This window comes from Marinifilum fragile JCM 15579, from assembly GCF_001310955.1.
Taxonomy (GTDB): domain Bacteria; phylum Bacteroidota; class Bacteroidia; order Bacteroidales; family Marinifilaceae; genus Marinifilum; species Marinifilum fragile.
The window spans coordinates 25071-47313 of sequence record NZ_BAZX01000032.1 but is presented as its reverse complement, the minus strand read 5'-3'; the positions used below and the strand labels follow the sequence as shown (position 1 = coordinate 47313).

Annotated in this window: 15 protein-coding genes; 3 read left to right on the top strand and 12 right to left on the bottom strand. The window is 36.0% G+C overall.

Annotated elements, in window-relative coordinates; all coding sequences use genetic code 11:
* Window positions 1-86 precede the first annotated feature (86 nt).
* Window positions 87-677, top strand: coding sequence for a hypothetical protein (locus JCM15579_RS17295; protein ID WP_054722104.1), 591 nt, complete (start codon window positions 87-89; stop codon window positions 675-677).
* A gap of 85 nt (window positions 678-762) precedes the next feature.
* Here the strand turns inward: JCM15579_RS17295 and JCM15579_RS17290 are convergent, their stop codons facing one another.
* Window positions 763-1233, bottom strand: coding sequence for an RNA methyltransferase (locus JCM15579_RS17290; RefSeq protein ID WP_054722115.1), 471 nt, complete (start codon window positions 1231-1233; stop codon window positions 763-765).
* A 319-nt stretch (window positions 1234-1552) separates the two neighbouring features.
* Here JCM15579_RS17290 and JCM15579_RS17285 point away from each other — a divergent pair, with 319 nt between their 5' ends.
* Complete coding sequence (locus JCM15579_RS17285; protein WP_054722102.1) at window positions 1553-1993, top strand: hypothetical protein; 441 nt, start codon at window positions 1553-1555, stop codon at window positions 1991-1993.
* Window positions 1994-2229: 236 nt separating this feature from the next.
* On the opposite strand, the gene JCM15579_RS17280 is transcribed toward JCM15579_RS17285, so the two are convergent.
* From JCM15579_RS17280 to JCM15579_RS17245, 7 genes are all read right to left on the bottom strand, one after another.
* Window positions 2230-3000, bottom strand: coding sequence for a LytR/AlgR family response regulator transcription factor (locus JCM15579_RS17280; protein WP_218186217.1), 771 nt, complete (start codon window positions 2998-3000; stop codon window positions 2230-2232).
* Window positions 3001-3406: 406 nt separating this feature from the next.
* Complete coding sequence (locus JCM15579_RS17275; protein ID WP_157471537.1) at window positions 3407-4738, bottom strand: RagB/SusD family nutrient uptake outer membrane protein; 1332 nt, start codon at window positions 4736-4738, stop codon at window positions 3407-3409.
* 9 nt (window positions 4739-4747) lie between these two features.
* A complete protein-coding gene (locus JCM15579_RS17270) occupies window positions 4748-8080 on the bottom strand; it encodes a SusC/RagA family TonB-linked outer membrane protein (RefSeq protein ID WP_054722098.1) in 3333 nt (1110 codons plus the stop codon).
* Window positions 8081-8176: 96 nt separating this feature from the next.
* The gene (locus JCM15579_RS17265) at window positions 8177-10879 is read right to left on the bottom strand and encodes a zinc-dependent metalloprotease (RefSeq protein ID WP_083464745.1); all 2703 of its coding nucleotides are present in this window, start codon (window positions 10877-10879) and stop codon (window positions 8177-8179) included.
* A 216-nt stretch (window positions 10880-11095) separates the two neighbouring features.
* A complete protein-coding gene (locus JCM15579_RS17255) occupies window positions 11096-13018 on the bottom strand; it encodes a histidine kinase (protein ID WP_054722092.1) in 1923 nt (640 codons plus the stop codon).
* Window positions 13019-13445: 427 nt separating this feature from the next.
* The gene (locus JCM15579_RS17250; protein WP_054722090.1) at window positions 13446-13724 is read right to left on the bottom strand and encodes a TSCPD domain-containing protein; all 279 of its coding nucleotides are present in this window, start codon (window positions 13722-13724) and stop codon (window positions 13446-13448) included.
* Window positions 13725-13781: 57 nt separating this feature from the next.
* The gene (locus tag JCM15579_RS17245; RefSeq protein ID WP_054722088.1) at window positions 13782-14351 is read right to left on the bottom strand and encodes an NAD(P)H-dependent oxidoreductase; all 570 of its coding nucleotides are present in this window, start codon (window positions 14349-14351) and stop codon (window positions 13782-13784) included.
* Between the two features lie 130 nt (window positions 14352-14481).
* Between JCM15579_RS17245 and JCM15579_RS17240 the strand changes: the two genes are divergently transcribed.
* On the top strand, window positions 14482-15321 hold the full coding sequence (locus tag JCM15579_RS17240) for a LysR family transcriptional regulator (RefSeq protein WP_054722086.1): 840 nt from the start codon (window positions 14482-14484) through the stop codon (window positions 15319-15321).
* A 68-nt stretch (window positions 15322-15389) separates the two neighbouring features.
* Here JCM15579_RS17240 and JCM15579_RS17235 read toward each other — a convergent pair whose 3' ends face one another.
* From JCM15579_RS17235 to JCM15579_RS17220, 4 genes are all read right to left on the bottom strand, one after another.
* Window positions 15390-17615 carry an NADP-dependent isocitrate dehydrogenase gene (locus JCM15579_RS17235; RefSeq protein WP_054722082.1) on the bottom strand — a complete coding sequence of 742 codons (2226 nt, stop codon included), beginning with the start codon at window positions 17613-17615 and terminating at the stop codon, window positions 15390-15392.
* A 242-nt stretch (window positions 17616-17857) separates the two neighbouring features.
* The gene (locus JCM15579_RS17230) at window positions 17858-18484 is read right to left on the bottom strand and encodes a DUF8439 domain-containing protein (RefSeq protein ID WP_054722080.1); all 627 of its coding nucleotides are present in this window, start codon (window positions 18482-18484) and stop codon (window positions 17858-17860) included.
* A gap of 20 nt (window positions 18485-18504) precedes the next feature.
* Window positions 18505-19668 carry a DNA polymerase III subunit gamma/tau gene (locus JCM15579_RS17225; protein WP_245625961.1) on the bottom strand — a complete coding sequence of 388 codons (1164 nt, stop codon included), beginning with the start codon at window positions 19666-19668 and terminating at the stop codon, window positions 18505-18507.
* Between the two features lie 180 nt (window positions 19669-19848).
* A complete protein-coding gene (locus tag JCM15579_RS17220; protein WP_054722078.1) occupies window positions 19849-22044 on the bottom strand; it encodes a RelA/SpoT family protein in 2196 nt (731 codons plus the stop codon).
* Between the last annotated feature and the right edge of the window lie 199 nt (window positions 22045-22243).

Here is a 22243-nt window from a genome sequence, read left to right as displayed (position 1 = left end):
TTCAAGGACTGAATAATAATAAGCAACAGAACATGTCAAGCATCTCCAAGATGCTAGACATGTAAACCACATCATAATATTTAATCATGCATTTTGAAGAGGGTAAAACGTATCACATCTACAACAGAAGCAATGAAAAACTATTTCATTCGAGAGATAATTACCTCTACTTTCTCAATAAAATAAAGAAGTTGATCCTTCCGAATGCTGAAATCCTAGCTTGGTGCTTAATGCCCAATCATTTTCATATTCTTCTAGTAGCCAATCAGAATTCTTGCAATAATATAGATGAGTCTCATAGAGTAAGTACTCAAATGCTTTCGAAAAACATTGGCACCTTACTAAGTTCTTATTCTAGAGCTATAAATAAAGCGATTGGAAGAAGAGGCAACCTATTTGCACATAAAACCAAAGCAAAATGCTTAAATGACGCTCCCGATAATGATTATCTATTAGATAACTGCTTTCACTACATTCATCAGAATCCAGTTCTGGCTGGACTATGCAATTCATTGGATGATTGGGAATTTAGCTCCTATCTCGATTACACAGGTATTCGAGATGGCAAGCTTATTCATAAAGAATTGGCTATGGAAATGATCAATATTGATGAGAAAGATTTCCACATACAATCTTCTAGCCTTCTGGATGAGAAATTACTGCAAGAGATCTTCTAATTAATAAGCAATGGGTTGAGATTTCCTGTAAATATCCTAAGCATCTCCAATATGCTCAGCATTTTGTCAAAAGATCACTACCGAGCTAATACATCGTCTGCCCAAACTTGGCTTTCAGGTTTCTGTCGTACATGATGATGCTACCGGCAACCGAAACATTTACGCTTAGGCGTGTATCGAATTTTACCAGGTGATGCGATTTTTCAATGGCAGTTTTGGTTAAGCCATTGTCTTCGGCTCCCAATAGATAAACACAACGGCGTGGATGTTTGAACTCTTCCAGGTTCACGGCTTTTTCATCCAACTCCACTCCTACCAGAACAGCTCCCTTGGGCAGGTGCGCATAAAAATCATCGAAATTGTCGTAATGGAAATACGGCATGGCTCCTGTGGCCTTGTGTGTATCGCAGGCCTGTTTTGCATAGCGTTTGCCAACGGTAAAAATAAAACTAGCCCCCATATTCTGTGCCGATCGCCACAACACTCCTAAATTCTCAGGTGTTTTTCCATTCTGTATTCCTATGCCAAAAAATCCTTGTTCTAGTGTATCTATCATCTGTCTTTCGAATTGAGGCTGCAAATATAGTTGTTTATCAGTGAATGGCTCAGCACAATCGCATTTCATTTTTACAACAACTTATTGGACTGAACCTAATGGAAGCTTGTATTTATTATCTGTAAAGCATATTTAGCTTTCTTGCATAGCTTTTAGCATAAAACTCACCTGCTGATATGAGCGAAAATATTTCTAAATACAATTGCCCTGTAAATTAACTAACATCATCTTCATATATATCGCCGATTTTTATAATTTTACAATGCTCATATGCCCAAGAGCATTTTATTAATGTTAAATAATCATATAAATAGATATAATGGATAGAAATGCTAAGATTCTTTTTAGATATTATGAACAGATTAAGGCTAATATTGAATTAGGTTTATCTCCTGAGGAATTTGCAAACAAGTGTGTTTCAGACTACAATGCGCTTCAGCTGATGGAGATGAAAACTAGACTGGAAGCAAGACGAAAAAAAGCCAGATTAAAAGAGATTACTAGTGAAATGGCTGCTAAAAGAAAATTAGAAAAAATTCAAACTGCAGAAGGAAAACAAGCGAATGAGGAAAAGGAAATAAATAGAATCAAGCAGCTAAAAAAAGGCATTAGCAAAAAAAGAAAGATCGATAAAGTCAAATTAGAGGAGTTAAAAAATATTGCAAACGAAGAGTATCATCAAAAAACTGAAGAATCTGTTTTAAAATCGATGAAAGCACTTTCTAATATGATTGATTTAATGCGTGGTGATGATGAGTAAATGGGTCAATTCAATGAATTGGCGAGATAAACTATATATGAAGTCGATTGATTGAAATCCAATAAAATATACTTATTCTAGTAAGAAACCCTGTAATGCTTTTATAGAACCTAACAAGTTTATGCAGAGTAGTTGTCTTTTGAGTTTGAAATATGTAATTCCCTGGAATTATATATATCAACAATCAATTACAAACTACTCTCTTGCTTTGCAGGATGAAGTAACAGCTACACATATCAGTCATTCAACCACTTCTTGAAATCATTGCATCGATCCTGGCTTACAATGGCATCCATACATTCGGCCTGATCGGGTTTCAAATTGAGTTTGATTCTTGTTTTCGAATAATAATGCATGTCGATAATGGAAGCATAACTCACCATAAACTTTCGATTGATGCGAAAGAATCTTTTGGGATCCAACTTGCCCTCCAAAGAAGACAAGGTACCATCGCACAAATAACGGTGCCCATCGAAACCAAAAAGATAGAGCGATTTGCCATCGGCCATAAAATAGGCGATTTTATCCACCTCAAGAGAACACAATCGATCGCCACGACTTACCATGAATCGTTCCTGGTATGCATTTCCTGCCACCAAATGGTTTAAAGATTGCTGCAGTGAAGACAAATCTACAGTTTCCTTGTTTTGATATCTCTTTTCGAATTTTTGCAATGCCATTTCCAAATCATCCGGATCAATCGGCTTTAGCAAGTAATCTACACTATTTTGCTTAAAGGCCTGTATGGCATACTGATCGTAAGCAGTCGTAAATATCAAAGGGCTATCAACACTTACTTTATCGAAAATGCCAAAACTATTGCCATCGCCCAAATGAATATCCATAAAGATCAAATCAGGTCTGTGTGAAGATAAATACTTCACAGCATCCATAACATTCTCTAAACGTGCTGTAATTTGAACTTGATTTGGGCGCAAGCTCAAAAGCATCTTCTCCAACTCACGTGCTGCCAATTGTTCATCCTCTATGATTACTACTTCCATCATCTCCTCTTGCTTTTTACGACTCTCTTTATACACAAATATGAAAACTATATTGATTAGTTACAGATGAATCTCACATAGCTTTTTCAAATTTAGTTTTTCCCTTGTAAGGGAACCGTAGCGAAGCCGAGCTCGTGAACACATTAATGTAAAAATTGTATGTGAACAAAATCCCGATAGGGAAAAGGGTGAATTGGTAAAAATATAAATAAATGCACCCCTCTGGCTGTCGCCATCTCCCCTAAAAAGGGAGAATTCCAAAATAAAACTAATGCATATCTATTCCCTATATTCTAAAAATAAATTTGCTTATAGTGTATTCGATTTTTAAAGGTGCCAATTTACAAAAGAAAAGGGGCATTCCGTAACGGAATACCCCAATTTTTGATTCAAATGATATGCTACTTGATTAATCTCTCAAGTTAGGGTTATTGTCTATTGCTTCCTGAGGGAAACGCAATGTATAACGAGGATCTCCCTCTACTAAAACTGCAGTTTCATCCTTAAATTTATGAGTCAAACTCTGTTGAGTGGTTCTTCTCAAATCGAACCAGCGGTGACCTTCGAAAGCCAATTCACGGAAACGTTCAGCGGCAATCTCAGCAATTAAATCTGCTTTATTCAATGCATTGATTCTTGTTTCTTCAGTAGCATAGAAATCCGCTGTCAATCGTTTTGCTTTTAGCTGATTCAAATAATCTTTTGAATCTTCCAATTCATCCAAACGAGCCTTACATTCTGCAACAATCAAATACAATTCAGCAGTACGGAAAGTACATTTCGAAGCCAGTTCAAGCCCTTTATTAATGGCAAACTCTTCACCATCTGCTTCAAAATACAAAGCAAAACGCAAATCATTGGTTTGATCGAATGCAGCCTTCATTTCCTCTGAAATATAAGCTTCATCGCGTAAGTTCTTATCCACATTATCATCCATGGCAAGAATGCTTTCTACAGCATCGTACATGTGTGGTGCTTTCGAGTTGTCAGCTACCAAATCCTGTAAGTCTGACTTCAACTTTAATGCTTCCAGAGCACTTTCCTGAGCTTTTGCGTATTCAGCCATGTACAAATACACCCTAGACTGAAATGCCAATGCAGCCACCTTGCTAAATCGGTAGTTCAAGCCTGTTGCATAAGTATCCACAGTCAATTTAGAAAGACCTTGTGCAATATCCGATTGAATTTGCTCATATACTTCAGCAACGGTATTTGGAATGTATTCTGCCTCGCTATCAATTTTTAGAGAAAGAGGAATTCCCTGATCTGTAGCAGTGCTTTCTTTCTGATAAGGCTTTCCAAACATATTTGTTAGGTAAAAATGGATATAGGCTCTTAATAAATAAGCTTCTCCTACAATCTGATCAACTTCTTCCTGTGTTGCTTCGGTTGCATCACCACCTTCTGCAATCACATGGTTGGCATACATGATTACTTTGTAAAAAATATCATAAGTATAGGTAATTGTATTATCAGCAGGATTGGCATCGTTCCACATGTAAATATCCTTTACATTCGATAAATCCCATCTGCTTTCATTTAACTTCACTTCATCGGTACGAAAAGCCAACTTCGCTTTATCAGCAGGAATTGCATTGTAAGCACTGCTTAGCAGGTCTCTAAAATCATCTCCTGTAGTTGGAATAATTCTATCTTTTGGCTTTACATCCAAATAATCCTCGCAAGCAGAGAATGATACTACTGCCAGCAATAAAAATAAATATTTACTAATTTTTCTCATTTCTCTCAATTAAAATGTAAGGTTAACACCAATGGTATAAGATTTTTGCTGTGGCTGAGCATAAATATTTCCAAATGATTCAGGATCGAAATATCCATCATACCCATTTGAAATCACGAAAGGATTTCTGGCTTCAAAACTCAAACGAACACTAGACAAACCAAGATCTTGAAGCATTTCCTTAGTTAATGTATAACCCAAACGAATGCTACTAATTCTTAGGTAATTCACCTCTTTGTGCCAAATGTCCAAACGGTTGTAGAAATCAGGACGCATTACATTGTAAAATTGCTCTTGCATCCAATACTGTCCATCAGCCGATCCTTTTTCCATTAGGTTTGGCAATGATTTGTTGTCACCTCTCAATACATCCAAAAGAACTCTTGAAGTATTGGTTGATTTGTCATATTGAGTCATGCTGTAAGGTGGTCTTTCCATTACATTCATTCCCAAATTGAAATTGGCAGAAACCGTAAGATCAATGTTCTTGTATTTGAAAGTATTGATGATACCACCGGAGTATTTAGGATCGCTGCTACCTACATTCACAAACAGGTCATTCAACTCTTCATTAGACAATTTTGTGCCTGCCATATAGTTTGGATAGAAATCAGCCCATTGATCATACAAAGAGAAATATTCATCCGCCGATACAATTTGACCATCTTTTTCGAATTGCGGATAACCATTTTCATCCAATCCAGCAGTTTTAATTACCCAAACAGAATTGGCTGAGTAACCTTCACGAGATGGAGTTAATGAATTGATTTGTTGCTGCTCTTTTAACACTTCATTTTCGTTGTGTGCAATGTTAAAGTTTGTATTCCACTCAAAATTGTCGGTTTTAATATTTCGAGTTGAGATACTTAATTCCCAACCTTTATTGGTCATCTCAGCCCAGTTTACCGACATTGAATTGAATCCATTTTCCAATGGAACAGCTTGTGATCCAATCAAATCAGTTCCTTTACGATTATAATAATCAAAGGACATGCGAACAGCATGACGCAATACAGACAAATCGAACCCAACATTATAAGTTGAAGTTTTCTCCCATCTTAATTTGTCGTTAGGAAGCCCCATTACGGTAATTCCATTCTCACTGTTTCCTGGCAAATTGGTTACAACAGTTGGTGTTCCAACAATATAAGGTGAGCTTTGTTTATCGATATTTCCTTGTAAACCATATGAAGATCTGAATTTTAATGCACTTAACCAGTTCACATCTCTAAAGAAAGACTCTTCCTTTGCATTCCAAGACGCACTTAATGCATACAATGGCAAGTATCTGTATTTCGAATCTACGCCAAACAAGTCTGATCCATCAAAACGAACACTACCAAAGAAAGTATATTTTCTGTTGAAGGTATATGATGCTGTTCCAAAGAAAGAAGCATATCTGTTCTTTCTATAGGTTTTCGTAAACAATGGAAATGATTTCGCATCTTCTTCATCTCTATAAATTACTGGCTTAGAGGTATTGTTTTTGTTATTCCATCCGTAAGCAGAAGTAGCAACCTGAGTATATTTAGATTCTCTGATCTCACTACCAGCCATTACATCAACCTCATGTAAATCGTTAAATGTTTTCGAATATTGAAGGATGTTTTTCCAGTTGTAATAAGTACTCTCTGCATCCCAGTTTTTAATAATTCCTCCTTCAGGCAAAAAGTAATTTTCATACTTATTATCAACTATGCTACCATAACCACTCTTGTAACGAGTTCTACGTACGAAATATGTCTCTTGCTCTGCCTCCTTGGTGGTATTTGATTTGTCAACCTGGTATCCAAATTGAGATCGGTAAGTTAAATTCGGATGGATTTTCCAATTCACATTGAAGATAGAGTTTAGGTTGTTCCCTTTTAAAATATGGCTTGTACCTTCTCTTTCTTCAAGAATGTTATAATCTAAATTGATAATATTATAAACCCCATTTTCATTCTGGTTGTACACATAGTTCCCATTTTCATCTCTTAATCTCAAATAAGGATTTGAAGAACGAATGTACTGAGATGGGTTGGTCAACATACTACCCTCTGTTAAGAAGCTTTGGTTTCTTCTTTGGTTGGCAAACATGCTTACCCCAAAAGTTAAATTCTCTGTTAATTTAAAATCCGTTTTTAAGGTAACATTATAACGGCTAAGTGATGTCCCTTTGGTTGTACCTTTCTCGGTGTGCGCACCAGCAGAAAAATAATAAGTAGCATTTTCGCTACCTCCCGAGATGCTTAAAGAGTGATCCTGGTTCACTGCGTTCTGATACAATTCATCTTCCAAATTAGGATCAATCATTCTCAATTGATTAATTGCAGCTAGAGATTCTGCACTAATTGCATCGATACCACCGGTCTGGAAATTGTCCCAATCGTTATTTGCATTTAAAATTTGAGCTACACCACCCTTGCTAGCGTTGAAAGTTAAATCTGTTCTTCCTGCCATCAACAATTCCAAATCCACTTTTTCACTGGAATTCATCAGGTTCAATTTGTCAAAATCAGGTTTAGAAATGAATGAAGTATTGCTGGTAAGCTGTACTCTCATTTTTCCCGCTTTCCCTTTTTTAGATGTAATTACAATTACACCATTTGCAGCACGAGCACCATAAATGGCAGTTGCAGCAGCATCTTTCAATACGGTAATGTCTTTAATATCTTGTGGATTTAAACCGGCAATCGAAGAATTGTACAATTGATCGATATTATCTTTGTCGTTAAAATCAGGCACATCATTTCCTTCCAATGGAATCCCATCCAATACCCAAAGAGGATCTTGAGTACCATTTAATGAAGCTGTACCGCGAATACGAATTTTAGCAGGAGCACCTGGAGCACCACTTTGAACAACACTGGTAACACCAGCCAGCTGACCGGACAACATTTGATCTACATTGGCAACACCCGCCTGACGAATGTTATCAGCATTTACCTTAACAACTGCTGAGGTCACTTTTCGTTTTTCAATTTTTTGGTAACCTGTAACAATAACCTCTCCCAACTCACTGGTTGATTCACTCAATTTAATGGTTACGAAAGACTTTCCTTTAATGTCTACCACTTGAGTTTGAAAACCCAAAAAGCTACATGAGATGGTATTTAAATTTTTAGGAACTTCAAGGGTGAAATTTCCATCGAAATCAGTAATGGTTCCTAAGCTAATGTTTTCAATAATACCTTTCATCCCGGTTTCAGCTCCAATTGTTGCTTTGTCGATGAAAACCGAAGCACCAATCAGAACGTCTCCATCCTTCCCTGAAAGTACCTTTCCTTTAATCAGCTTCGTCTCTTGGGCCCAAACAAATGCAGGCAACAAGATCAAAAGCAAGGTTAGCATTCTTTTCATAAACTTTTGTTTTTTATTGGTTATTAATATAATGGTTATTGGATATAAAAAAACAGGTAAGGAGAAGGTAAATTCTCCCAACCTGCACTAACTAATTTATAGATGTATATTAAGTGCTTCTTCAATTCGAAGAAGTAAATCCTGATAATGAAACTTTGTAGCTTCATCATTAATTGTTAATCTTTTCGAAAGCAGATCTCGTATTCTGAACAGTTCTCCACGCTTCACCGATACCACATCGGATACCCTATTGCTCGTGGCATAGAAAATATTTCTATCTGCATATTTGCTTTCCACATCCTCTATTTCACTGCCCGTATCAAACATCTCCTTATTTTTCACTGCATAATCACAAAGCATTGGCATGCGATTGTGAAGTCTGCAGCCACAATGATTATGATGGTCATGAAGTGATTTCTTGGTAGTCTTTTCCATGGTTTTATTGTGGGTAATGATCAGGTTATCCACAAAATTCTTCTGCATTTGACGAGTAAAGACATCTAGCTTTTGTCGCTTAATGGTTTTGGCAAAAACACCATTGTGAAAATCCCTTAGCATTTCGGTTACGGTGTAGGCTCTGTTGCCATTCATCGCTTCGTTTTGCAGCATTCTTTGCAATCGCTCATCTTTAAGAATTGAAAAGAAAAGCTGAGAATTTAAATCTCTGAAAAGTGTTGTTGGTGCATATTCTATATCTCCAATAACGGATTCTCGAATTGGATATGTTTTTTTGTAGATCTCTGCATTGGTAATCCATTCAGGATTCTTCACTACCTCTTCAATGATATATTGAACGGCATCCTTTTGCTTGGCTTTTTCTACATGAGCATAAGCTGCTTTGTTTTCACCATAAACAGGCTGATCCAAATAGATACCACCAATATTTGCAATTACATGATTGGCATAAGTAAACCATTGACCGATAACCCCCATCATCATCTTACCTGCCTTTTCGTAGCTTACACCTTCTTCATAGGTCCATTTTTCTACTTCAGGAACAATGCGTTTCAAATTTTTCAATCCATAACGACTTGCTTTCATCGAATTGTCACCCAAGTCTTCACTTTGTGCTGATGGGTCAACAGTATTTTTGCCGCTTTGTTGAGGTCCATAATGGTACAGAGGATCATCTTCATGTTTGCGGATCATATTGCCCAATACTTGCAACTCATCCCATGGTGTATTCTTATCGATCCAACGATATGCCCATGCAATGGCATATTTGTCGTATACCCCAATTTGAGGAGTGATGTTTTTTACGCCATCTTTAGGTTGAGCCACATAATTGAAACGTGCATAGTCCATGATAGATGGTGCAGTACCTCCCATTCTTTGGGTAAACGTTTTTGATCTTAACGAATCCACCGGGAAAGCATAGGAAGCTCCCATATTGTGCATCAATCCAAGAGTGTGACCTATTTCGTGAGAAGAAACAAAACGAATGGCATGAGCCATATGTTCATTTGTAAATTTGTTGTCTCTTGCTTTTGGATCAATGCTTCCTGTTTGAATTCTAATCCATGAATGAAGAGCGGTCATCACATTGTGCCACCAGATTACATCTGCTTCAATAATTTCACCCGAACGTGGGTCTACAACAGATGGTCCCATGGCATTCGCCTGGCTCGATGCTGCATAGGTAATCATTGAGAAACGAACATCATCACCATCAAAATCAGGATCATCCACTGGAGCATCTTTGGCTATAATTGCATTCCTGAAGCCTGCTTGTTCGAAAGCTGCTTGCCAATCCGTAATTCCATCTTTAATGGCTTGTCTCCATTGTGGCGGAGTTGACGGATCAATATAGTATACAATTGGCTTTTTAGGTTCTACCAATTCACCAGCCAAATACTTTTCTACATCCTCTTTTTTAGGTTCCAGTCTCCAACGATTTACAAATTCGCGATTTTCAACTGCTTGCTGAGAATCCTTATAATAGAAATGCTTTGTAGTAAAGTAACCGATTCTTCGATCTGCAAAACGAGGTTTCATTGGTTCTTCAGCCAGCATTACAATATTAGAAGTCACCTCTATCGAAACGGTAATACCTTCCGCCTTAGTGGTCAAAAGTGATTTCATAATCACATTTTCAGGAAAACTTTTAGCTGCACTAATTTTGGACAATGACTTTATGGCACTACCTGGCATTCCTAAAACACCAAACAAATCATTCAAACTCTTTTCCGATCCATCAAACACCTTGTTTACTTTAAAAACATAGGATGTAGAATCTTTTCCAATACAAGCCAAATCGAAAGCTTCTCTGATTGAAGGAATGTAATTGTCTTTTACCGATTGAGTAATCGCATCACCTTCTTTTCCCTCGTAATAAGGATGGTAAGTTTTAACCCAAATTTTCTCTTGAATGGTATCTGCTTCAAAACGAATTAATAGGTTTTGATAATTGATCCCTTTGTTCAAGCCCAATTCGTTCACCTGAGAAGGAACCTTTGAAATTTTATTCACCAAAAGAAAATCGCGTCCCATTAAAGAATCAGCAATTTCAAAATAGTAATCTTTCTTTACTCGATGAATGTTAATAACACCCAATTTTGTTTGAGCATCAGAAGTGATTACTTCTTCAAAAGCTTTTAAATCAGATTTCGATTCTTTGTTTGTGGTAGAATCTACTTCTGTTTCTTTTTTCTTCTTTTTCCAAAAATTAAAGATTCCTTCTTCAGGAGAAATCGAATGAGTTTCTGATGCTATGGAATTCGCATGCATACCCCCCAGAATGCACGCTATTATCATCAGTTTCCCAATCGACTTAGTAGGTGTAATTGTATTTAAATTCATTTATAATGATTTGTTTCAAAGAGATCCAAACAATCTCCTCATATTTGTTGTTTCGCATTCATTATTGCTACTGCTATGGCAGCTCAAAGCAAGAATTCGGAACAAAAATGAATTATTTCAAACTCACAAGGAAAAAGAAAGGAGTGAATCAGAAATATTAGGGAGTGAAAGACAAAAAAAATGGTGTGAATGGATTGCAGGCAATAAAGTGTTTTGCTAAAACAGAGGCAACTTTGCAATAAAATGATTCTGCTCTATGCCATAATATGGTTTTCTATCGCCCAAAAAAGTATACAAAGCATCAAGGTTCTTTAATCCTGTACCTGGCGAATGATTTAAATCGGTACGCGGTTGATAAGGGTTTTCAACCAAAACACAATTGTCATCAGTAATCTTTATACGAATGGTTAGTGGCTTATCGCTGGTAATAACATTGTGTTTAATGGCATTTTCAACCAATGATTGAATACTTACAGATGGCAGTTTATATTGCATTGCTTCCTCAGGGATATCATATTCCAGAATTAAATTTTCACCAAAACGTATTCTTTGTAAAAAAACGTATTGCTTTATAAAATCCATTTCCTGTTTCAATTGAATCAAATTACTGTTATTACTGTCTAACAGATATCGGTATACCTTTGATAAACTCACAATAAATTTACGAGCCAATTTAGGCTCTCCATCAACCAAGGCATACAGTGAATTTAAGGAATTGAATAAGAAATGTGGGTTAATTTGATTTTTGATATTCTTTAACTGTGCTTTTACCTTCTCCTCTTCTTCCTCCTGTGCTTTTTTTCTCAATTGTAAAGTTTCACTGATATCCAGTTTAAAACTTGCTACACCGACAACCCTACCTTCTGAATCGGATATGGCATTGAATATCTGCTGGTAATCTATTCCATGACGTTGATATTCTACCAAGAAATGCTCTCCTCCCAATGCTCTATCCAGATACTTTTTCATTTTGATGCGAAAATCACCATAATAAGCATCCAAAATATTCTTCCCCTCTTTTATAAGTTCGTTTTCAGATTTAAGAACCTCCTCTTTATGCACCGAATTAAAACTAGTATACTGGTAATCTCTTCCCACCGAAAAAATCATAATTTGATCGGTACTCTCCATAATGGAAGATAATTTACTTACCTCGTTCATGTGTCTTCTTTCCGCTCTTCTCCTTTTAGTTGATTCATAAAGCCAACGACGCTGAGAAAAATAAAGAAAAACCATCAATAAAAGAGCCAGGACCAATCCAATTAATATGGTTGAATTTCGTGTGGCTTGCACCGTTTCTTTTACGTTGAAAAGTGGTACACTTACTGTAATTAGCCAATTGGTATTGGTTTCTCCAATAGTAACAGGTTGATATACCCTAATCACAGGCACTTGAAGAAATTGGGAATGAACTTCGTTGTGCATTTTTTTACCACTTGCCAACACCTCTCGTATCCCATCTGCATCATTCAAATGATCAATACTTTTACCAATAAAACTTTCCTCGGGATGTGATATACAGAATCCTTGTTCGGAAATAATACTTACATAGGCTCTTCCCAAATCTTCATTATCATAAAAATGTTGCTGAAATCGATACAGATCCAGATCAGCACCCAACACCCCAATAATACGATTGCTACGTTCAACCGCAACCAGAATAGAACTTATTAAACGATCATCGGATCCCTGATAAGGGACAGATATGTTCTCAATTTTACTTTGCAGAAATTGAATCGCCAATTGATTGTGTATTAGATTCAAATCAGATTGGTAGAAAGAAGAATCTATCCCATCATTTCTTCTATTTAATGAATCAATAGGAATGTACCAAACTGCATTAATTTCGTTTCTCAACTTCAGTTTGGTGATCAGCGCATTATTAATTAGCGCGGATTCCTTCGTATTCATATCGATAGTTTCTTCTATCGATTCGGCTAGCATTTTTGTACGCAAAATGCTTTCATCCAATTCTCTTTTTACAATCAAAAAACTATTTTGTGCTTTCGATAAAGCCAGATCCACACTCATTTTACGGGCGGTAATGGTCATTTTATCCCCAATCAAATAAGCTACCGCACCAAATGCCAAAATGATAACCGCTCCTATAAAGATGATGGATTTGTTACGAAAATTCATTAATTACAGATTTTTATAAGCACTAAACTTACTAATAAGCAAATATTTACAAATATGAAATGATACCATTTCAGAAATAGAGTACAAAAGTAATATTTAGAATGAATTGGAAATAAGTTTTGATAAATCTTATAATTAAGAAACTTGAAAGGGTTCAAAATAAAACACACCAACAATATCTGGGTGAATCATTTTTAAAGTGCTGAGTAAACTACTCTCATCATCATATTTAATTTAACACTAAAGGCAGAAATTGAATTTTCTGCCTTTTACTTTCTGCGTTTCTTGAATCAAGAAAGGCCTCCCGAAACGGAAGCCCCCCTCAATTAACATATCATTTAAACATCAACAACTAAGCACTTAATATCATTCTTATCTGCAGAAGAGCTAGCGCTAGTATATTATTTAAAATATTTTTGAAATGCTATTAGTTATTTCTGATTTGAGAAATACATTGACCTAAAATCATACCACAAGATTTTCCCCTTGAACATGTTGTTTCTACTAACAAATCGGTATCAATAGACTCGATTGATCTGTTTTTAACCAATGCAGATATCGATTTCGGGTGTCCCATGCATCCCTGGCGTGTGAATGTGATATCTAAATTACAAATGATTTGTTCATCACCATTTTCTTCAATATCAAACACCCAAGTTTTCATACATGTATCTTCCTTAGATACATCAAACTTTAATTGTTTCATAAGTTTCAAGCTTTATTTGCGTGCCACACCATAGATATGGCAAGCCACCTAAATCAATTAGTTTAATTGTGCAATTATTTTTGCCATGTGATCTTTCAATTGAAGTAAATCCTGCTCTGGCTGAGGTTCTTTAATTACATTGTAAGCTCCGAAACTCTCCAGGGCTTCCATTCCACAGAATTCATGTGTTTTGTGCATGTGGAATAATGAATCATCAAGACTTTTTCCTTCGAAAAATTCGGCAGCATCGTTGTAAGAATATTCTGGTGAATTCGCAGTAACAGAGAACATGTATTTCTTGCCATTCATCATTCCATTTCCGTACCCATACTTTTTCCCTTCTTCACCCATTCCAAAGAAGACACCATGGGCATAGACTTCATCAATGTACTTTTTCATTAAAGCAGGGACTGAAAACCAGTAAATCGGAAACTGGAAAATAATAACATCTGCTTGCTTGAACTTTTCTTGTTCCTCTTCCGGATTGTATCCATCTTTAATAATGGTTTTGGTAATCTCAAAATTGTCCTTCAACTGATTCTCAATCTCGTCAAACATGGTTTGATTGAAGCGACCTTCTGCAAATGCGTAAGGCTCATGTCCGTTAATTAATAGTACTTTTTTCATTGTAATCTTTTATTATATCGTTATATTAGAATTATTAGTTCATTTTATCTAATTCTTCGATACAAAGTAAAATCATTTATATATATTTACAAAACAGAAAAAAACGATAGACTAATCGATATAAACGATCATGAATATTCAATTCATTAAATACTTTGTTGTTTTATCAGAAACTCAAAGCTTTACAAAAGCTGCTGAAAAAATGTTTGTAGTGCAATCGACCTTTTCAGCAGGTATTAAAAAGTTGGAAGAGCACTTCGATTGCAAACTATTTCACAGGGACAAACGAAATGTGAGCCTTACAAAAGATGGTGAAGCACTTCTGCCAAAAGCCAAACAACTTCTATCTCTATGGAATTCCATAGAAAATGATTTTGAAAATTCAGAAGTCAAGTCAATTAAAATTGGAGTATTGGATGATCTCATTAGTGATGCTTTTGTTCCCATGCTAAAATCTTTTAAGGAATTACATGGGCACATTAAAGTGGAGATTCTGGATGCAGCCAAAGATATTTTGGTTGGAAAACTGGTAAAGCAAGAGTTGGATGCCATTTTCATTGATGATGAACACATCGATAAAAATGATTTTGAAAAAAAACTCGTTTACGAAGAAAAGTTGGAGATCGCAGTTCCTACAAATCATTTTCTTTCCAATAAAGAACAATTGGAACTAAAGGCAATTCATCAATTGCCATTTATCGAAAGGTGTAATTGTAAACTGTTTAAAGAGGTACAAACCACCTTGGATGAGCGTCAAATTAAATTGGAAAAAGTTTTCTCAGCAAAAACAAATGAAACTGCTGCATCATTGGTTAATTCCGATTTAGGAATAACATTATTGGCTCGACCTGAAAAGGAGATTGAAGGTGTTAAGTTTATTCCAATTTGCGATGCAGATTTTGTGCGTGAGATCGTTTTGGTATGGAGAAAGGACAACAAATCCAAAGCACTCGATTTTTTTATTGGATAGATTTAATCAAGGAAATAAAAAAAGGCCTTCCAAATGGAAGGCCTTTCTATATAATTTATCTAAAATGATTAGATAGCGTCTATAATTGCATTCAATGTAGCTGATGGACGCATTGCTTTGAAAGCCATTTCTTCGTTTGGCATAAAATAACCACCAATGTTCATTGCAGAACCTTGAGCATCATTTAATTCATTAACGATTTTCTCTTCGTTAGCTTGCATTTCAGCAGCAACCTTCCCGAATTTCTCTTTCAACTCAACATCTTTGTCTTGAGCAGCTAATGCTTCAGCCCAATACATAGCTAAGTAGAAGTGAGAACCACGAGTATCCAATTCATTTACTTTACGTGATGGTGATTTTCTTTCATCCAAGAATTTGGTTACACCAGCATCCAAAGTATCTGCAAATAACTGAGCTTGCTCGTTGTTGAAGTTGCTAGCGATGTGCTCAAAAGATACACCTAATGCCAAGAACTCACCAAGAGAATCCCAACGCAAGTGACCTTCTTTTTCGAACTGCTGTACGTGCTTAGGAGCTGATCCACCTGCACCAGTTTCGAATAAACCACCACCATTCATCAATGGAACGATAGATAACATCTTAGAAGAAGTACCAAGCTCAAGAATTGGGAACAAATCAGTTAAGTAGTCACGCAATACGTTACCTGTTACCGAAATTGTATCTTCACCTTTACGGATTCTTTCCAATGATACAGTAATTGCATCAACTGGAGTAAGGATACGAATATCTAAGCCTTCAGTATCATGATCTTTTAAGTACTTGTTTACTTTAGCGATTAACTGAGCATCGTGAGCGCGGTTTTCATCTAACCAGAAAATTGCTGGAGAACCAGTTGCTTTAGCTCTATTTACAGCCAATTTAACCCAATCCTTAATTGGAGCATCTTTCACCTGACACATTCTGAAGATATCGCCAGTTTCAACAGCTTGTTCCATATAAACTGTTCCGTCAAAATCTATAACGCGAATTGTACCTTCGCCTTGTGCATAGAAAGTTTTATCATGTGATCCGTATTCTTCAGCTTTTTTAGCCATCAAACCAACGTTTGATACCGATCCCATAGTAGCTACATCGTAAGCTCCGTTTTTCTTGCAATCGTCGAAGCAAACCTGATACATAGTAGCATAACATCTGTCTGGAATTAATGCTTTGGTATCCTGAAGTTCACCTGCAGGGTTCCACATTTTTCCACCATCACGAACAACAACTGGCATCGATGCATCGATAATTACGTTGTTTGGAACGTGTAAGTTGGTAATTCCTTTATCTGAATCAACCATAGCCATATCTGGACGTGACTTGTACACTTCCATTATATCAGCTTCGATTTCTGCTTTCTTGTCTGCTGGTAATTTTTCAATCTTAGCATAAAGATCACCCAAACCATTGTTGAAGTTCACTCCTAACTCCTTAATTGTATCAGCGTGCTTAGCAATAGCTTCTTCGTAGAATACCTCTACAGCGTGCTTAAACATTTCAGGATCAGAAATCTTCATCATAGTTGCTTTAAGGTGTAAAGACCAAAGTAGTCCTTCTTCTTTAGCAGCTTCAATTTCCTTTTTGTAGAATGCACGCAATGCTTTCACATTCATTGTAGCTGTATCGATAACTTCACCAGCTAACAATTCTTGCTTTTCTTTTAATACTGTTACATTACCTGCATTGTCAACAAACTCGATACGTGCATTGGTGTCTTTCTCAATAGTTACTGACTTTTCAGAACCATAAAAATCCTTTTCAGTCATGTGAGCTACATGAGATTTAGAATCTGCAGACCATGCTCCCATTCTGTGTGGATTCTTCTGAGCAAACTTCTTAACAGAAGCAGCAGAACGACGATCTGAGTTACCTTCACGTAACACAGGGTTTACTGCACTACCCAATACTTTTGCGAATCGTGCTTGAAGTTCTTTCTCTTCAGCAGTTTTTGCTTCCTCAGGATAGTTAGGAATGTTATATCCTTTTTCCTGTAATTCAGCAATTGCAGCTTGCAACTGAGGAATTGAAGCACTAATGTTTGGCAACTTAATAATGTTAGCCTCTGGAGTTAATGTCAACTCTCCCAATTCAGCCAAATAATCAGGAATTCTCTGATCTTCAGTTAAATTTTCAGGAAAATTAGCAATAATTCTACCTGCTAAAGAAATGTCTTTAGTTTCAATTTCAATGCCTGAAGTTTTAGTAAAGGCTTTGATAATAGGCAACAATGAATATGTTGCCAAGGCTGGAGCTTCATCAATCTTGGTATAGATTATCTTTGCTGTCTGTGCCATGTTGGTTGTTGTTTTGTGTGTTTTAAATTAAAAATAGTCTGTTTAACTCTTTTACGTAAGAATTAAGCACAATTCAATCTTGTGGTAAACATAGATATTTTTTTTAATTCCCAATTTAAAAGTGCTTAATTTTTAACGATTTATTTCTTTAATTATAAGTAACTATAAATAAGGCCCATGAATGAGTTCACGAGCCTTATTTAGTCTAAATGTCATATGCTATATAACCTATTTATACTTTTCTATTCAAAATCGAGGGAGAATTTTTGTTTTAACACTGCCAAAGCGGGATTTTTCTTGCACAAATAATTATATCTGTCGGTATCTGTAAACACCCTTTTGGTTTTTGTAGTTGCTGACTTTACTGTCTCAACCGATATTGAATCATTATTATATATTCGTCTGAAATAATTTTGTAATTCCAACAATACACTTTTAATATCGTCTTCCTGAAGTGGATTACTTACCTTCAAAACAATCTTATTATCGGCAAGCTCAGGCTGGTTTACGGTTAATGCCAATCTTACCCTTTCACTCTTATTTTTGATTCTGGCAAACTCCTTAAGTTGCGCAAAAACTCCAGTGTTACTATACTCAGCATTCATATAAGCACCATTTGCATCAGAGACTTCCGCTCCGATCTCTTTAGGTTTGCTTAAAGTTTGAGGTCTTTGAATACCAGATCTTAGTGCTTGCTTAATTGATACCGTAGAAGTATAGGTATTTTTAGCTACACCGGTATCAACACTTGTTTTATAATCTGCTTTAACAGGATTACCATGGTTCTGTATAGTGGTTGACACCTTACTCCCACTTTTCTGTACAGTTTGTGTAGCAGTAAGAGTTCTTCCATCAATGGCAATCCTCAATAATTTCTTGGAATTCTTTTTTAAACTAGCTCCTTTTTTTTTGATTCAATTATCTGGGACAATTGAATTAAGCTAAGCTCGATTAATAAGCGTGGATTCTGACTGGATTTATATCCAACATCGCATTGGTTAAGTATCATGAGAGCCTCATACAAGAAATCGACTGGGCATTTCTTTGACTGATCGACATACTTCTGCTTCACACTCTCACTCACTTCTAATAATTGTATGGTAGCTTCATCTTTTCCAACCAACACATCACGAATGTGAGCGCTTAATCCTCCAATGAAATGATGTCCATCGAAACCTTTCTCAAAAATCTCATTAAGCATTACCAAAACATCGGTAACCTTTCCTTCCAATGCTGCATCAACAATACGGAAGTAATAATCGTAATCCAGTACATTTAAATTCTGAATCACATTTTCGAAAGTGATTTCTTTGCCAGAAAAACTTACAATCTGATCGAAAATAGAAAGAGCGTCACGCATTGCTCCATCAGCTTTCTGACCAATTACATTTAAAGCTTCTTCGTCAATACTAACAGATTCTTTTTCTGCAATATTCTTAAGATGCTTCACTGCATCTTCCACTTTAATGCGATTAAAATCGAAAATCTGACAACGCGATAAAATGGTTGGTAAAATCTTATGCTTTTCGGTGGTTGCCAATACAAAAATTGCATGAGCCGGTGGTTCTTCCAATGTTTTCAAGAAAGCATTAAATGCAGATGCCGACAACATGTGGACCTCATCAATTATATATATGCTATAACTTCCGATTTGCGGAGGTATTCTCACCTGGTCTATTAAGGTACGAATATCATCCACTGAGTTATTCGAAGCTGCATCCAATTCATGAATATTGTATGAACGGTTCTCATTAAATGCCTTACAAGATTCACACTCGTTACAAGCTTCAAAATCAGAAGAAATATTGGAACAGTTTATGGTTTTAGCAAAAATACGTGCGCAAGAAGTTTTACCTACACCTCTTGGACCGCAAAACAAATAGGCATGTGCCAAATGATTGTTTTTGATCGCATTTTTTAAGGTAACGGTAATAGACTCCTGACCTACAACAGTTGAGAAGGTTGAAGGACGATATTTTCGAGCTGAAACAATAAAATTTTCCATATATATAATAAGACCAATAAATGGTCGATTTTCTTTTTCGAATTTCAAATATACAGAATCAATATCAATAAAACATCACTTATTGAAGAAGATTTTTAAAGCTTTTTGGGGGAACTTTTTGTTATCCTCGATAACACAATAAATTAGATTCTATCTTCAATAAAAAAGACTTCTAAAACTAGAAGTCTTTATAGATTTTTTTTCTTTAATCTTAAGCATATTCTCTACTTATGCCACCGTATCATAACGCGAAACTCGATGTACGCCTTTAATTCTACGAAGTTTTACCATTAGAGTATTCAAATGTTCAATATTCGATACAACAACAGTAAGGTTGCCTTCGAAGCTTCCTGCATTGGTTTCAACCGAAATGGATCGCATCTGAACTCGCAAATCTTTCGTAATCACCTCTGAAATATTGGTTACCATACCCAATTCATCATCACCAGTAATATGAAGAACTGCCTGATATGAAGCCGCACCTTTTTCTGTCCAATTGGCTTTAACCACACGATAAGGATACCTGCTCATCATCTCTTTGGCATTAGAGCAGCCAACCCTATGAATGCGAATGCCTTTTCCAATAGTAATGAAGCCAAAAATATCATCCCCAAAAATTGGATTACAACATTTTGAAAGCGTATAATCTACATTGGCAATATTCTGATCTACAATTAGAATATCCTCTCCTGAAGTTTGAGTGGTTCTGGATTTGTAATCCGGTAATTCTTCCGGGGTCTTTTCCTGCACAATTTCCTCTCTGGTTAGGATATCTTTGATTTCTGACAAATCATGTAGCTCGGTAGCAATACCATAATACAAATCTACAGCAAGCTTATATTTATATTTTGTCATCAATTTGCGGATATTTTCATCACAGAACTCAATCTTCCAATTCTTCATCCTACGCTTCAAGGTTTCCTTGCCCAGATCCGACTCCTTGAGCATTTCCTCTTTCATCGACTGGCGAATCTTGTTCTTTGCCTTTGTGGTAATAACAAAATTCAACCAATCAGACTTTGGTTTCTGTGTATTAGAAGTTGTAATGGCAACCTGATCTCCATTTTTCAACTCATGACGAATGGAAACATTTTTTTGGTTTACGGTTCCCCCAATACATTTTCCACCTAAATCAGAGTGAATGGAATAAGCAAAATCCAATAATGTGGCTCCAAGTGGCAATTGCTTTAAATCCCCTTTCGGCGTAAATACATATATCTCCTTGTTGTATAAGTCGGCTTTAAATTTGTCAATTAAGTCAATTGAATCACTTTCTTGACTCTCCAAAACCTCACGAATATCCTGCAACCAATTGTCTAATCCACCATCGCCTTTATCTCCTTTGTATTTCCAGTGAGCAGCGAAACCTTGCTCAGCAATTTTATTCATTCGTTTGGTACGAATCTGAACTTCAACCCAACGTTTATCAGGACCTAATACAGTGGTATGTAAAGATTCATAACCATTCGATTTTGGAATGGTAATCCAATCTCGCAAACGCTCAGGATTTGGTCTGTACAAATCACTAACCGCCGAGTACACTTTCCAACATTCCGATTTTTCTTTCTTAGGAGAAGCTTTTAGAATAATACGAATGGCAAAAATATCATATACTTCTTCGAACTCCACCTGCTTCTTTTTCATCTTATGCAGAATGGAAGCAATGGTCTTGGTTCTGGCTTTTACCTTATATTTTACACCTAACTGATCAAGTTCTTTTTTTATCGGATCCACAAAATCGTTAATAAACTTTTCTCGTTCCTCTTCCGAATCCTTTAGTTTTTGAACAATTTCGAAATAAATATCAGGCTGAAGATAACGCAAAGCCAAATCTTCCATATCCGATTTCACATTGTACATGCCTAAACGGTGAGCCAATGGAATGTATAAGAATTCAATCTCTTTTGCCAGGGAAGTTTGTTCTTCCTTTGATTTGTGCTCCATATTTCGCAAATGGAACAATCGATCCGCCAAAATGATTAGAACTACTCGAACATCATCAGCAAAGCTAAGCAACAGTTTTCTAAAATTCTCGGTATGTTGAGTCAGGTTTTGACTGTAGATATTTGTCACCTTAACCAGTCCTGTAATAATATGAGTTACCTTTTCTCCAAATAGCTCTTTTATCTCATCAATATCAACTTGTTCTTTTTGAACAAGATCATATAGCAATGCACAGATAACAGATGTACGTCCAAGCCCAAGCTCTTCAACTACTATTTGGGCTACTGACAATGATCGGTATATAGCCGGATCGCCATTACTTCTTCTCTCACCTTCGTGATCTTGTAAACTTAAATCAAATGCTTTTCTTACCAGCTTGATATCCGCTCTGGTAACGATGTTTTTACAGGTCTTAAGTAAGCGTTTGTATCTTAATAATATTTGCCTTCTTTCTTCTTCTTCCCTATTTAATTCTGTCATAATTGTCTCACTTAATCAAGAGATTTTCACATATCGGCACGTAACGAAAAATGTTTTTAAGTCCTGCTTCTATAATTTTATGAAATTTTTATTTCTATCGCTTTTTTAAAGCTCAATAAAAGTATAAAAGCTATTAAAAACAGACAAGAAGATTAATACTTTTTAACGTATTTAAATGCTTAAAGAATTTACGAAAAAA